General features: G+C 37.1%; 16 protein-coding genes. 9 read left to right on the forward strand and 7 right to left on the reverse strand.

Annotation, left to right across the window (positions count from 1 at the left end; all coding sequences use genetic code 11):
* Nucleotides 1-61 precede the first annotated feature (61 nt).
* A complete protein-coding gene (locus QUE09_RS03490; RefSeq protein ID WP_286234819.1) occupies nt 62-346 on the reverse strand; it encodes a peptidylprolyl isomerase in 285 nt (94 codons plus the stop codon).
* A gap of 269 nt (nt 347-615) precedes the next feature.
* Between QUE09_RS03490 and QUE09_RS03495 the strand changes: the two genes are divergently transcribed.
* From QUE09_RS03495 to QUE09_RS03505, 3 genes are read left to right on the forward strand one after another with little or no spacing between them, the layout of a single operon-like run.
* Nucleotides 616-1164, forward strand: coding sequence for an RNA polymerase sigma factor (locus QUE09_RS03495; RefSeq protein WP_286234820.1), 549 nt, complete (start codon nt 616-618; stop codon nt 1162-1164).
* Nucleotides 1157-1861, forward strand: coding sequence for a hypothetical protein (locus tag QUE09_RS03500; protein ID WP_286234821.1), 705 nt, complete (start codon nt 1157-1159; stop codon nt 1859-1861). The genes QUE09_RS03495 and QUE09_RS03500 overlap by 8 nt, the downstream gene beginning before the upstream one ends.
* Nucleotides 1862-1864: 3 nt before the next feature.
* The gene (locus QUE09_RS03505; RefSeq protein WP_286234822.1) at nt 1865-2806 is read left to right on the forward strand and encodes a hypothetical protein; all 942 of its coding nucleotides are present in this window, start codon (nt 1865-1867) and stop codon (nt 2804-2806) included.
* A 154-nt stretch (nt 2807-2960) separates the two neighbouring features.
* On the opposite strand, the gene QUE09_RS03510 is transcribed toward QUE09_RS03505, so the two are convergent.
* The 5 genes from QUE09_RS03510 to QUE09_RS03530 form a co-directional block, all read right to left on the reverse strand.
* Nucleotides 2961-3356, reverse strand: coding sequence for a hypothetical protein (locus QUE09_RS03510; RefSeq protein ID WP_286234823.1), 396 nt, complete (start codon nt 3354-3356; stop codon nt 2961-2963).
* A 166-nt stretch (nt 3357-3522) separates the two neighbouring features.
* On the reverse strand, nt 3523-5724 hold the full coding sequence (locus QUE09_RS03515; protein ID WP_286234824.1) for a malate synthase G: 2202 nt from the start codon (nt 5722-5724) through the stop codon (nt 3523-3525).
* 323 nt (nt 5725-6047) lie between these two features.
* Entirely contained in the window at nt 6048-6746 is a 699-nt protein-coding gene (locus QUE09_RS03520) for an LrgB family protein (protein ID WP_286234825.1), read from the reverse strand.
* 1 nt (nt 6747) lies between these two features.
* Nucleotides 6748-7098: a CidA/LrgA family protein gene (locus QUE09_RS03525; RefSeq protein WP_286234826.1), complete on the reverse strand. Its 351-nt coding sequence runs from the start codon at nt 7096-7098 to the stop codon at nt 6748-6750.
* A gap of 5 nt (nt 7099-7103) precedes the next feature.
* Nucleotides 7104-8051 (reverse strand): LysR family transcriptional regulator, encoded by a 948-nt coding sequence (locus tag QUE09_RS03530; RefSeq protein WP_286234827.1) that lies wholly within the window; start codon nt 8049-8051, stop codon nt 7104-7106.
* A 329-nt stretch (nt 8052-8380) separates the two neighbouring features.
* Here QUE09_RS03530 and QUE09_RS03535 point away from each other — a divergent pair, with 329 nt between their 5' ends.
* Nucleotides 8381-9982: an isocitrate lyase gene (locus QUE09_RS03535; protein WP_286234828.1), complete on the forward strand. Its 1602-nt coding sequence runs from the start codon at nt 8381-8383 to the stop codon at nt 9980-9982.
* 76 nt (nt 9983-10058) lie between these two features.
* Here the strand turns inward: QUE09_RS03535 and QUE09_RS03540 are convergent, their stop codons facing one another.
* Entirely contained in the window at nt 10059-10412 is a 354-nt protein-coding gene (locus tag QUE09_RS03540; protein WP_286234829.1) for a DUF3718 domain-containing protein, read from the reverse strand.
* A gap of 419 nt (nt 10413-10831) precedes the next feature.
* Here QUE09_RS03540 and QUE09_RS03545 point away from each other — a divergent pair, with 419 nt between their 5' ends.
* The 5 genes from QUE09_RS03545 (at nt 10832) to QUE09_RS03565 (ending at nt 14343) form a co-directional block, all read left to right on the forward strand.
* A complete protein-coding gene (locus QUE09_RS03545) occupies nt 10832-11155 on the forward strand; it encodes a YebG family protein (protein ID WP_286234830.1) in 324 nt (107 codons plus the stop codon).
* A gap of 23 nt (nt 11156-11178) precedes the next feature.
* A complete protein-coding gene (locus QUE09_RS03550) occupies nt 11179-11913 on the forward strand; it encodes a M48 family metallopeptidase (protein WP_286234831.1) in 735 nt (244 codons plus the stop codon).
* Nucleotides 11914-12407: 494 nt separating this feature from the next.
* Entirely contained in the window at nt 12408-12773 is a 366-nt protein-coding gene (locus tag QUE09_RS03555) for a response regulator (RefSeq protein WP_286234832.1), read from the forward strand.
* Nucleotides 12770-13378, forward strand: coding sequence for a chemotaxis protein (locus QUE09_RS03560; RefSeq protein ID WP_286234833.1), 609 nt, complete (start codon nt 12770-12772; stop codon nt 13376-13378). The genes QUE09_RS03555 and QUE09_RS03560 overlap by 4 nt, the downstream gene beginning before the upstream one ends.
* Nucleotides 13378-14343, forward strand: coding sequence for a sensor domain-containing diguanylate cyclase (locus QUE09_RS03565; RefSeq protein ID WP_286234834.1), 966 nt, complete (start codon nt 13378-13380; stop codon nt 14341-14343). Before QUE09_RS03560 ends, QUE09_RS03565 begins: the two co-directional genes overlap by 1 nt.
* The last annotated feature ends 39 nt before the right edge of the window (nt 14344-14382 follow it).

The raw sequence follows: 14382 nt of genomic DNA on the forward strand, positions 1-14382 counted from the left end.
AATGCCAGCAAATGCTGGCATTTTTTTAGCTCATATTTAATCAATAAGCCGATGTATTCTATTATTTATCTGTGCGCTTTGTCACTTCAATTAAATGGTAGCCAAACTGGGTTTTTACTGGCCCTTGAACACTATTCAATGCGGCATTAAAAACGACTTGATCAAATTCCTTTACCATTTGTCCACGACTAAAAGAACCTAAAGCACCACCTTGCAATTTAGAGGGGCAATTTGAATGTTGCTTTGCAACGGTTTCAAAATCAGTACCAGACTCAATTTCCGACTTAAGTTGTTTACAAAGCTCTTCGTTATCTACCAAAATATGGCGTGCTGTAGCGGTGATCATTTTTATTCCTTTAACTGATGCTGCTTATCGAAACATTACCGTATTTTCATTTTGAGTCAAACCGATTTTTTTGAATAACGATATAAAAATCAGTTTGTTGTACACATGTACTAACTTGTTTTTTATAAGTAATAATGGGAAGCATATGCTTGAAATAACATCATCAACATATGACGACGAAAAAAATTAAATAAATTTCAAACTATTTATATCGTGTTATCGTCTTTATAGGTAACGAAGCGATAATATTAAGAAAAATAGGAATATGCGTGTTCGAAAGAAGCGATGAAACGCTAGTAAAGCAAGCGCTAACAGGTAAAAAATCTGCCTGGATAACCTTAGTAAAGCGACATGAAAAAGCCTTGTATAACTATGCACTACGTATGGTTAGTAATCGAGAAGATGCCCTTGATTTGATGCAAGATGTTTTTGTGGCCATTTTTCGCAACTTATCTTCTTTTCGAGGTGATAGCCCTTTTAAAGGATGGATGTTTAAGATTGCACACTATCGATGTATCGAGTTTTATCGTCGAAGAAAACCAACAAAATCACTTGATGATGAGCCAGAACAAGAAGATATTGATGAGGATACTTGTCCTGAAAAACACATGACAAACGGACGTATAAAACTTGATATACAGCATGCTTTGCAAAAACTACCCGTAAATCAAAAGATAGTCGTGGAATTGAAGTTTTTTCAACATGCAACGTTTGATGAAATCGCTTACCAATTGGGTATCTCAATAAATACCGCTAAATCTAGACTTTATAGTGGTTTAGATAAGTTGAAAGAATATGTGGAGTTGGATTATGTCTAAAAAAAATGACATTGAACGTGATGACTCAGCACTAGAGCATGCGTTTAGCGAATGGCTCACGAATAAGGAATCACGTAGCCGTAATAAAGAAACGCTCGACTCGTCTCCCGTTTGGCATCAAAGAGCCTTAGTTGCTGAGCAAGTAGAGCATTTCGCTGAAGTGACAGCTGATGAGCAAGTACCTGAATGGGATAGAGGAGCAAGCTTTGAAAGTGATAGCCGTCCTTGGTGGCAATGGCAAGGGTTACCCGCAATGTCTTTTGCTTGCTCATTATTTGCCATGTCATTAGTACTCTTTAATGTTGAAGTGAATATTCAAGAGCAAGGAGTGACGATTAGCTTTGCTGGGAATAACCAGGCAAAAACGTCACAGTATGTTGAAACGTTACTCGACCAAAAATTGCAAAGTTTTGCAAATGAGCAACAAGTTGTATTGGCAAATTATGCTGCTGATATTAGTGCGAAGCAGCAAGAAGGGAACTTACAATTGGCGAGTTATATATTGGGCGCTTCGCGTCAAGAACGCAAAGAAGATATGAACGACTTCATTAAATACATCAATGATCAGCGACAAGATGATCAATTAGACCAACAATTAAAATTTAAACGTTTCGCTGAAACAATACTTTATCAAAGTGCGAGTATCTCGCCTGTAAAAAATGATGTTAGTTCGACTAACTGGATTACTGAGGAGTAAATCATGAAAAAATTCGCAACCATGGCCTTATGCACGGCACTATCAGGTGTAATATCGGGCGCGACATTAGCGCAACCAAGTGACGAGTTTACGTCGATGCATAAGCAATTAGCGATCATGAGTAAAATTATTAAGTCTGCGTCTGCGCAAGAACAAAAAGGCAAACCAATCGCAATTAATCGCGTTGAGAGTACCTACCTTAAAGGCCAGGGTGTATTGTTTACCATTAGCTCAGGTTCGTATAGAAGTCATTGGGGGGATTTTAGCTTTTCAATGTCGGAAAGAGCCCCCCTTCCACCATTAGCTCCAATAGCACCATTGCCGCCTGTTTCTGATATTGAATTTAACGATGCAATCACTGTTGAAACAGAATTAAAAGTCGCAGAAGCGATGGAAAAGGCCGCCAGTGGGTATGAGCAAGCAATGGAAGCGTTACAACACGATCGAGAGAAATATCGAGATATTAGAGAAGAGCGTCGCGATACATCTTATGCGCTCCGTGAAGTAGAACGTGAATTAAGAGATCACGAATACCAATTACGAAGAGCCGATAAAGAATCAAAAGCTGAACTGGAATCTGCAGTTAAATCATTAAAGGAACAAAAAGAAAAGTTAAAGGGCCAAGCTAAGGTATTAGAAAAGCAAGTTAAGGAAGTGAGAAAAGCGCAATTAGCTAAACAAGCAGAACGTGAAAAAGAGCGTGTTACTTACTATCAATCATTGTCTCACTCCTTGGCCGAAACATTTTGCTTGTATGGCAATGGTTTAAAAGCTGTACCTAAGAATGAAAATGTAAATTTAATTATTCAATCTGGAGGGGCAAGAGAAGCCAATCGATATAAAGATCGCGTCATTGTCCTTAGTAAAAAAGATATCAGTGCTTGCGCTGGGGATGATATAAATACTAAACAGTTACTCGCCAAGTCTAAAAGCTACGAATTTTAGTTAGCCATGCCGCAGAGGTTCACCGCTTTACCATGAGTGGTGAATCTTTTTATTTTTGCAACTCAAATGACACAAGCGTTAATCATCAAGTGCTATTTCAGTAATTTTCAGAATGTTTTGTTTATTTAAGTTAAAGTCGAAGCTGTGCTGCCAGTTAGCCTTCGATAGGTAACGACTCTTTGTCTTCACGCTTGTCTGCAAACTGATAAGCTGGGCTATCTTCGAAATAAGAAAGAAATACATGTAACTTATCGCTTAGTATTGTTGATAACTCATATAGTTCGTTTCTTTTTTTGCCACAACTTCTGTTAGTCACCGTGTTACTGCTTTTCGCTAATATTGATGAATAATGCTGTGATGAGCTAAAGAGTGTTGAACTTTGAATACCTTGAGGTGCAACGTTAGGTAGTAAAAACGCATAGTTGTTTTTTGTGAGGGTATTATCCATGGCTTGAATTGCATTTTCTGGGGTTGCATTTGAACTGCCAGACATTAAAAAAAGTAAACCTATACTACTTTTAATAAGCAATTGCTTTGTCAACGATTCCATTGTTTTATCCTCTCGCCAAAATTACACACGTTTACTTCCTAATAACATGCGATCTAACATTCGTTACATTTTGACTTTAATTGTAATAACTCGTAAATGCTAATGCTTTGGGATAAGCGGTAGGAATATTGAGACTAACCGTAGTTAGCCTCAATATTTACAAGGGTTACGTCGTAACTGCTTCGAGTTTTAATTGTTTATTAAGTTTTTTTGCTCGTATTCTGTATTGATGCAGTAGCGGTTCCGTATAACCATTTGGTTGTACTTCTCCTTGAAGCACCAATGCCTTTGCTGCATTAAACGCTAAGTTGTCTTCAAGATTACTGCACATAGGTTGGTAAAGCGGATCATGACTATTTTGTTCGTCCACTATTTTTGCCATTTTAGCAAAACTTTTTTCAACGTCACTAAGCTGACAAATACCATGTTTTAACCAATTGGCGACATGTTGACTTGAAATTCTCAATGTAGCTCTGTCTTCCATCAAACCAACGTTATTAATATCGGGTACTTTAGAGCAACCAATACCCTGGTCAATCCATCGAACTACATAGCCAAGGATCCCTTGAATATTGTTATCTAACTCGTCTGAGATTTCTGCTCTACTCCAGTTGGTATTAGATGCCAGTGGTATTCTAAGCATTTCATCAATAGATGCTGGTGTTCGAGTTTGTAACTGTTCTTGTATTTTGAACACATTTTTTTGATGATAATGTAACGCATGTAATGTCGCAGCAGTTGGTGAGGGAACCCATGCTGTATTAGCGCCAGCTTCTACGTGATTGATTTTGGTGCTAAGCATATCTGCCATATTATCAGGTATCGGCCACATGCCTTTACCTATTTGAGCTTTGCCTGAAAGGCCACAACTTAGCCCGATATCTACATTACTATTCTCATAAGCTGAAATCCAAGGAGTATGCTTTATCGCATTTTTTCTTTCCATTGGCCCCGCTGACATTGAGGTATGTATTTCATCTCCCGTTCTGTCTAGAAAGCCAGTGTTGATAAAAACAACGCGCTCTTTCGCTTGATATATACAAGCTTTTAAGTTGACGCTCGTCCGTCTTTCTTCATCCATTATGCCCATCTTTATGGTGTTTTTAGGAAGGCTTAAAGCACGCTCAACACGGCCAAATAGTTCGTTTGCGAAAGAAACCTCGTCAGGGCCATGCATTTTCGGCTTTACAATATAAATAGATTGCTGCCTACTGTTGGTTAACGCACTTTTGTTTAGTAAGTCATAGAGTGCAATAGTTGACGTTATCATCGCATCAAGTATGCCTTCATAAACGGGATCACCGTTAGTCGTTAACACGGCATCGTTTTGCATCAAATGACCGACATTACGTACAAACATTAAACTTCTACCACTTAGCACTAATGGATGTCCATTCATATCTGTGTAGTCTCTATCATCAGCCATAGTGCGCAGGAAGTGTTGATTGTTTTTAACGACCTTCGTTGATAAGCGTCCTTGGTTTAACCCTAACCAATTACGGTAGGCGACAATCTTATCTTCTGCATCAACGGTCGCTACAGAGTCTTCGCAATCCATAATGGTGGTTAATGCTGATTCTAATGTAATATCGCTAATACCTGCTAAATCACGCGCAGCAATGTCACTGTTTGCGGCAAAATTTATTTCAAAACGTAAGCCATTATGAGCGAATAACAAGCATGTAGGGTTAGATATTTGCCCTTGAAATCCTTTTAACTGACCCGGATCACTTAATAAAACTGTTTGCTGATCAGCTAATGTGACTACTAATTGCTTTTCTTTCAGTTGATAATTGACTGCTTGTTGGTGTGAACCATTGGTTAGTGGTAATGCGTAATCAAGAAATTGTCTTCCATATCGAATAACTTGTTGACCACGTATTGGGTTATAGTTTTTTGATTTTTCCGCACCATCTTCGTCTGATATTACGTCTGTGCCATATAGTGCGTCGTATAAGCTTCCCCACCTAGCATTTACAGCATTTAATGCAAATCGTGCATTTGTGATTGGAACTACAAGCTGAGGCCCTGCCATAACGGCAAGTTCGTCATCAACATTTTCAGTACTTATTGTGAAGTCATCAATTTTAGGGGTTAGGTAACCAATTTCTGTTAAGAACTTTTTGTACTTATCAAGGTTATTAGCATCGTTACTTGATACTTGGTGCCATGCGGTAATCGATTGTTGTAATTTATCTCTGGTTTGCAATAGCGCCTTATTAATTGGAGTAAGATCTTCAACAATTAAGGAAAACTGCTGCCAAAAGTCATGGGATGTTAAGGGTAAATCAACTAAGACCTCATGCTCAATAAATTCATAAAGGCATGTTGCAATTTGTAGTCCTGCGATATGTGTGCGCTCAGTCATAGTGACTCCTCAATTTAACAATGAACGTTGTAAGGGAGAAAGTTTTCATTGTTGCTATCAGTCTTTAGTAAGCATGAATGTAGTCAGTTCGATTACGCGATTCAATAGCACTAAAGTCTACGAGTGTTCGTTTGACGCCTGTGTGGCTAAAAAACAGATAACAAATGTGGTTTTAAATTGTTGATATTTAATGTTTTTAATGTTTTTGTGATTATATAGGGTATTGAACATTATCTTTTGTGATAACTAGTATTCATAGTGTGAATATGGTTTTGTTTGGATATAATTTATGGTGAATAATTGCATTATTTAAATTATCGTTGCTAACCTAGAAGCTGGCTAAGTTGCTGAATTATTGTTGGCGATATTATGGCCGTAATGGTAGCTGAGGTAATTAAGGCTAATGAACCGTAAGCTGCATGCTCAAAAGATAATTGGCTAATAGTGGCAGTACCCAAAACATGACTCGCCGCACCTATCGCTATGCCTTGTGCCTTCGGTGAATTTACGCCAATAAACGTTAACCAACTAACGCCAAATAATGCACCGAATAGCCCTGCCAATATTATGGCGAATGCTGTGATTGCTTGATTACCTTGTAATTGCTCTGTTGTCGCTAGCGCTATGGGAGTAGTAATGGACTTTAAGGCAATAGAGACCGAAATACTGTATTCTTCTGTGATAATAAATGTGAGTAAAAAGCTCACAGCTACAACTAGAGCAGCACCAACAGTTAATAGAATTGCGATGCTTTTCCATTGTTTTTTCATTGTGTGTAGTTGCTGATATAAGGGGTACCCTAGTGCAACAACTGCAGGCTGTAGAAGCCAGGTAAGAATTTCAGTATTGTCATGATAATCAGGGTAATTGATTTGCAATAATTGTAAGGTTGCAATGAGTATTAATACAGTCAAAAGCATTGGGTTTAACCATACTTTATTTAAGCGTTGCTGCAGTTGTGCGAAAGCTTGATAGGTAACAATAGTGATCGCACAAAATAAAAGTGAATTGACTAATGACATATTAACACTCAGCTTTATTTTCTTGTTTTTGAGCAAACCATCCAACAAAGGTAAGTAATAACCAAGTGGTAAAAAAGGTAATGGCAACCATCGTGATGCCATAAGATTTTATCAAATCATAGTGCTCAATAATGCCTACACCCGCAGGAACAAAACATACGCCCATATGTTTAAGTATCCAGCTGATACTTTGTTCTAAACGTTTATCATCAATTACATTGTAATGGAGTGCTAATGTGAAGACGATCATGCCATACAAACTAGGCGGTAAACCACCTAACAAGGTATGAAGACCATAACCTAAAAGTAGGCATGAAAGTATAGCAACAACGGCATAAAGTGATTGGGGCATGTTAATTACCGACTATCAGTATGTTCATTTGCTGCCTCAATCACGAGTTGCCTAAACCATACATGGCTAGCATCATGATGCAATAATGGGCTCCAAATCATTTTGAGTTCAATGTCTGGTATCTCAAAAGGAGGTTTTAAAATAGTGTAATTAGCATCATCTTTATGCAACATTGCTGCTTTTGAAGGTAAAGTTGCCACTAAACCGTCTTCGTATGCGAGCTGCATCGCAACATGGTAACTTCGTGTGAACACTTTTATATCACGCTTCTTCCCCAGACGAGCTAGAGCTTCATCAACCCATCCAAGCTTTTGTACATCTTTAGGATCCATGCCGACCCCCACACCAAAACCAGTTTTAGATACCCAAACATGCTTTGAGGCTAAGTAACTATTTAGGTTAAATTTAGTGACAACATCATTATCTGCGCTCAACAGGCAAGAAAAACCATCACGCCAAATTGTTTTTTGATGGAACGACTGAGGCAACTCTTCAAAACGGTTAATTGCCATATCAATTTTTCCGGCTTCAACATCGTGAAAATTAACATCACTTGGCGTCATAATATCAATGGTTACGTTGGGTGCAATTTGGTTCACTTTCCGCAAAAGAACAGGTAATAATGTTGATGCTGCGTAGTCACTTGCCATAATTCTAAATACGCGTTGACTACTTTTTTCATCGAACTCCTCTTCACCTTGTAGTGCTTCTTCTAGCTCTAATAATATTTTTCTAATCATTGGAGATAGGGCACGTGCACGCTCTGTAGGAACCATTCCGTCAGATGTTCTTACTAAAATAGGATCATTAAAGAGTGTTCTTAACCTCTTGAGGCCATTACTCATAGCAGGTTGCGTAATGTTTAATTGGCTTGCGGCCCGAGTAACATTTTTTTCACGCAGCAGTACATCTAAATAAATGAGTAAGTTAAGGTCAATTTTTGAAATATTCATCAGATTAATAATTTTTATAATTACGATAAATAAACTATATGACATTAGTTATGGGTTAACGCAACTAGATTTTAGTCGTAGTCGTTAAGTTTTGTTATTTTTCTTTGTATGTATATTGCCTTTCATGTTTTTAAATTATTGTATTTAAAAGTATTTATTTTCTGTTTTTTTTAATATTTTCTTTGTGAATAGTGATGATAAAAATTATGCATTTTATCAATGTTTGTATATTGGTTTAGTCTTTTTGTTGTTCGATGTGACAAGTTACAGCATGAGTTACATTTTGTGATTGTCCTAACTAATACCGCAATATGCGCCAGGAGATAAAAATGACCACATACCGCCAACAAGTTGAAAACGCTGATTCTACCATTAAAGAGCAACGTAATTGGCAATCAATAGATGCTGAATCAGTTGCACGTATGCGATTGCAGAATCGTTTCAAAACAGGGCTAGATATCGCAAAGTATACTGCAGCAATTATGCGTAAAGATATGGATGCGTATGATAAAGATCCGAGCAAATATACACAGTCTCTAGGTTGTTGGCATGGGTTTATTGGTCAACAGAAAATGATTTCAATCAAAAAACACTTTCAATCAACAGAACGTCGTTACTTATATCTTTCTGGTTGGATGATTGCGGCATTGAGATCGGAGTTTGGCCCATTACCAGATCAATCAATGCATGAGAAAACCTCAGTGCCAATGTTAATTGAAGAGCTGTATACCTTTTTACGTCAAGCCGACGCAAGAGAATTAGGTGGACTATTCCGAGCATTAGATAGTGCTAATGAAAATGGCGATAGTGTAAAAGCGGCAGAAATTCAGCAACAAATTGACCAGCATCAAACGCATGTAGTACCTATTATTGCAGATATTGATGCGGGCTTTGGTAATGCAGAGGCAACGTATTTACTGGCTAAGCAAATGATTGAAGCTGGTGCATGTTGTATTCAGATTGAGAACCAAGTGTCAGATGAAAAACAATGTGGGCATCAAGATGGTAAAGTGACTGTTCCACATGCAGACTTCCTAGCGAAAATTAATGCTGTTAGATATGCATTTATGGAGCTAGGTGTTGATGATGGCGTTATTGTGGCTCGCACTGATTCATTAGGTGCAGGTCTAACTAAGCAAATTGCCGTAACTAAAAAGCCAGGCGATTTAGGTGACCAATACAATAGCTTTTTAGATTGTGAACAAGTTTCTGAAGATGATTTAGCTAATGGCGATGTGTTACTTAAGCAAAATGGCAAACTTATGCGCCCTAAACGTCTTGCAAGTAACCTATTTCAGTTTAAAAAGGGCACAGGTGAAGAGCGCTGTATTTTAGATTGTATTACATCCCTACAAAATGGTGCAGATTTGATTTGGATAGAAACCGAAAAACCACATATTGGACAAATAGGTGGCATGGTAAACGAGATCAGAAAAGTAGTACCTAACGCTAAACTTGTATATAACAACTCACCTTCGTTTAACTGGACACTTAATTTCCGTCAACAAGTCTTTGATGCAATGTCTGAAGATGGCAAGGATGTTTCTGGTTACGATCGTGATCGCTTGATGAGTGTTGACTATGATAATACTGAGCTAGCAATTGTTGCAGATGAAAAAATTAGAACATTCCAACAAGATGCGGCGCGAGAGGCTGGAATATTCCATCACTTAATTACATTGCCTACTTACCACACTGCGGCATTATCAACAGATAATTTAGCCAAGGAGTATTTTGGTGAACAAGGTATGTTGGGTTATGTATTAAATGTTCAGCGTCAAGAAATTCGCCAAGATATTGCGTGCGTAAAACATCAAAACATGGCTGGCTCTGATATGGGCGATGATCATAAAGAATACTTTGCTGGTGAAGCGGCACTAAAAGCTGGCGGTAAAGATAATACAATGAATCAGTTTGCCAATATTGCTTAATAGTAATTGTTAAGTAAACGATACGACAAATAAGTAAAAACGCCCGTTATTAGACGGGCGTTTTTGTCGTTAATGATCATTCTTCAAAAGTAACCCCCATTTTATTGACAGCCGCGATATCGACAATCGAAGTATTATTGTCTAAGTGCGTTTCTAATCTATTTGCAATTTTATAAGCGCCATGTTTACGCGCAAATTCGGTTACATTGCTACCATTACACACGAGTCCATTTGCGATAGTTTTTTGTTGTAAACGATAAAACTTTAGTGTTTTATGAAATTTAAATAAATTACCTTTCATTGTTGATTTACACACCGCAATTAAAGATTGTTCGACGTATTTATCGAGTGGTGTCGCTTTGGCATTCGCACTTAAAAGTAAAACAAAAGTTGTTGCAGTAATAGTGGTGATCATTGGTAATAATTTCATGACTTTCTCCATTAGGTCTAACGTAGATTCTAAATACTGGGTTACTGTTACTTAATAATGACTGCTTATAACGAAAAAAGATCGTTATAAAACGCCTCCTATGTAACGACTTATGAAGAAAGGTATAGCGGTAAAAAGTTTTTACTATCATGTTTTAAAAGAAGTTTTAACTTTTTCAAGTATTTTAAAATGACAAATTACACATGAACTTTTACATTCAGCCTTCTATTAGAAATATAATTTACATGCAATGTTAGTTATCGCACGATGAATAGCGAGAAAATTTCAGTGCTTTAACATTTTATGATTGCATTTTTTGATAAATAACGTATTGTTACTGTGTAAATATACAGTTTGGCTGTATTTGCCAATTAAGATTGGTATATCAATTAATGTTACCTGTTAGATAAGGGAAGCCAATGGCCGTTGAAAGTAGATTTGTTGTTATAAGACAAGGTGTGGAGGTTGAAACATTCATGGATAAAAAAGCCGCTGATGAATACGACAAAATGTTAGACATGGCGGACAACCTTTCCGAAATGTTAACTAAAGTACCTGTTGAATTAAGTGATGCTGATAAAGAAGAACTGAGTGTTTATTTAGCTAAACATAGAGAAGAGGTTCTTATTGCGTTGCAAGCCAAGAAACCGAAAGTAGCTAAAAAACCCGTTACCAAAAAAGAAAAAATGCCGGCAACTAAAGAAGATGAAAGCCAAGTGCAAGATTCAAGTAACGCTGCTTAACAGCTGTTAAGCACATAAACGCTGTGTTAAACCATTTAAATAAAAAACAAGGTAACTTTCAGTTATTACGATGTAATAAGCGAAAGCGTATTGCATTACAGGTAAAAGATAACCAAGTTATCGTAAAAGCGCCTTATGCTGTGCCAATAGCATATATTGAAAACCTTGTTTGGCAAAAACGTAATTGGATTGAAAAGGTACTTATTGAACAGCAGCAAGCCCAACACCTTCAAAATAAGCTGCATGATAATGGCCAGCTTTGGTTGTTTGGTGAACTAATACCGATTAGCGTGCAAGTTGGTGAAAAAGCTAATGTTAACTATGAACAACGCCGTCTTGTGATTACATTGTGTTTACCTAAAAATAATATATCGCCCGTTGATAATCTTACACGTATTAAAAAAGCAATAGAACAATGGCTTAAGCAGCAGGCAGAACTGATATTAAGCGAAAAAATAGCGGTATACAGTCAACAAATGAGCATGTATCCAAGTAGTCTCGCTATTAGGCAGTATAAAGCGCGATGGGGGAGTTGTGATAATACCGGGCAAATAAAGCTTAACTACCTACTCATGATGCTGCCTCATTGGGTTATCGATTATGTCGTTGTGCACGAACTTTGTCATCTCAAACATTTAAATCATAGTAGAGAGTTCTGGCAGTTAGTCGGTGAATATCAGCCCGACTATATGCTTGCAAAAAAATGGTTGCGTGACCATCAGCACTCTTTAGTTTGGCCCAAAATTTCTCATACCTAAGCTTTCAATGTAAATACCTCATGGCGCTTTTTAATAGAGTTTACTGCGCTATCAAAGGTGTAATTTGCTATATCTTCAACACCTTTACTATGTTAACTAGCTGATTGGCATGAAAATTGTTTATTTTCTGTTTGTAAAATGAACAATTTTGAACGACAGTTTTTTGACAATCTAATGGAGGTTTATCATGAAAGCATTTAACGCGCAGTGGAAAACAGTAGTTGTTTATTTGTTATCAGCAAGTATATCGATATCTGTAATTATGTTAATTACTGGTTAATTGTGCAATGAAACTTGTGAATGACCTATTTTAAGTTTTTAAATTAAATGTAGTTAACTGCCTTATTTTAGGCATTATTTGCGTTTTAATTGCCAAAAATTATCTAAATTTGTACAAAAAAAAATTAAAATTTAACCGTTTATTCATTAACAGCACGTTAAAATTAGGGTAAATTAAAGGTACAAAAATAATAAATTATAAGGTTACCAATTTAATGAGCTGGTCTGTACTGATCTGCGATGATTCTAATTTAGCGCGAAAGCAAGTGTTGCGGAGTTTACCTGATGCACTTGCTAATAACGCTCAAACAGCTACTAATGGTGTTGAAGCATTAAAATTGTTGCGCTCAAATAGCATTGATGTTCTATTTTTAGATTTAACTATGCCAGAAATTGATGGTATCGGTGTTTTACAAGGTATCCAAAAGATGGGGATATCACCGAGTGTTTTTGTTATCTCGGCAGATATCCAGCCTGAAATGCAAAGTAAAGTTCTTGAACTTGGTGCTAAAGCATTTATCCGAAAACCAGTTAAAGCAGAAGTGTTAACAAAACACTTACAGGAAAATGGTTTACTATGACGCATTTCGATTTAACTGAAGATCAACAAGACTGCTTGCAAGAATTAATTAATGTTGCAATGGGTCAAGCAAGCGATCAATTGGCGAGATACCTTGATACATTTGTTTATTTAAAAGTACCTAGTATTGAGCAGGTAAGTTCCAAACAGATATCCGATGCGTTGAATGTTGAAGACAATGCAGCAGCGGTTGTCAGTCAAGGTTTCTTTGGCTATGAAGGTATTAGAGGAGAAGCACTGCTTGTCTATCAACCGAAAGACTCTGATCGTCTGGCTGACTTGCTCGGTTATGAGCCGGATGAATTAACCGTTGAAGAACAAATTATTGACTTGAGTTCCATATTAACGACTACATTTTTGAATGTATTCGCGAGTCAAATTAATAATCAAATGTCATATAGTGCACCAAGATTTATTCCGTCAAGTAAATCTGGCTTTTCTGAACATGTTGAACAGCAATCATTTAATTGGGATTTAGCATTAAAAGTTAAAATTTCATATCAAGTAACGGACTACTCGTTTAACTGTGACATGATTTTACTTATCCCAGAATCAGCCATCATCAATATTGCGCAAGTGATTGATCGCATCTTGGAAGAGTATTAATGCGCTTACCTCATTTTTGTCAAACTATTGCAGAGCGTATTAATACTGGTGTAATCGTTGTTGACTTGTCATGTAATATTGTTGAGTTTAATCGCTTCATGCAAGTACATGCACATAAATCTCTCGATGAAGTAATAGGGAAGAGTATATTTAGCGTTTTTCCAGAGTTACCTGTTCGTTGGTTTGAGCGTAAATTGTCTAGTGTGGCGGCATTAAACTCGCCTAGTTTTTGTTCTTGGGAGCAAAGGCATCACTTATTTGAATTACCACATCATCGTCCGATTACAACCGATAGCCATTTTATGGCTCAGAATTGCACGTTTATCCCTGTAGAAGAAAGTGGCGAAGTGGCTCATGTTTGTATTTTAATTGAGGACACAACAGATGTTGCTCATTATCAAGGTAAGTTGAACCATGCTTTGGAAGAACTTGCAAAGGCGAATAGAATCGATGGTTTAACACAAGTCTTTAATCGAAAACATTGGGAAGAATGTCTCGATAAAGAGTTTTCTCGAGCGCGTCGATATGATCATGATCTATCCTTGATTATGTTCGATTTAGATCATTTTAAACGATTAAACGATAATTTTGGTCACCAATGTGGCGATGCTGTTTTAATAGAAACGGCAACGTGTGTGAAAGAGTTATTACGCCTATGTGATCTATTTGGCAGGTATGGGGGAGAAGAGTTTGCCGTTATCTTGCCTGAAACTGAAGTAAGCGGTGCATTAGATGTAGCAGAACGTATTCGTGCTGAATTAGAAAAACATGTGTTTACTTTTCAAGGGCAAACACACGCAGTAACAACCAGTGTTGGTGTTTCGAGCATTCAAGTTACAGACATGCGATATGAAGATCTCATTGCTAGTGCAGACTCAGCGCTTTATAAAGCAAAAGAAAATGGGCGAAATCAAGTGCAGCAATATTGTCAGCATAAGGCTGAAAAAAACGTCGTGACTAGCTAATAATGTAATAATTATACATTATTAGTTTTAGTTTATTCA

This window comes from Thalassotalea sediminis, from assembly GCF_030295915.1.
In the GTDB taxonomy this organism is placed as follows: Bacteria; Pseudomonadota; Gammaproteobacteria; order Enterobacterales; family Alteromonadaceae; genus Thalassotalea_C; species Thalassotalea_C sediminis.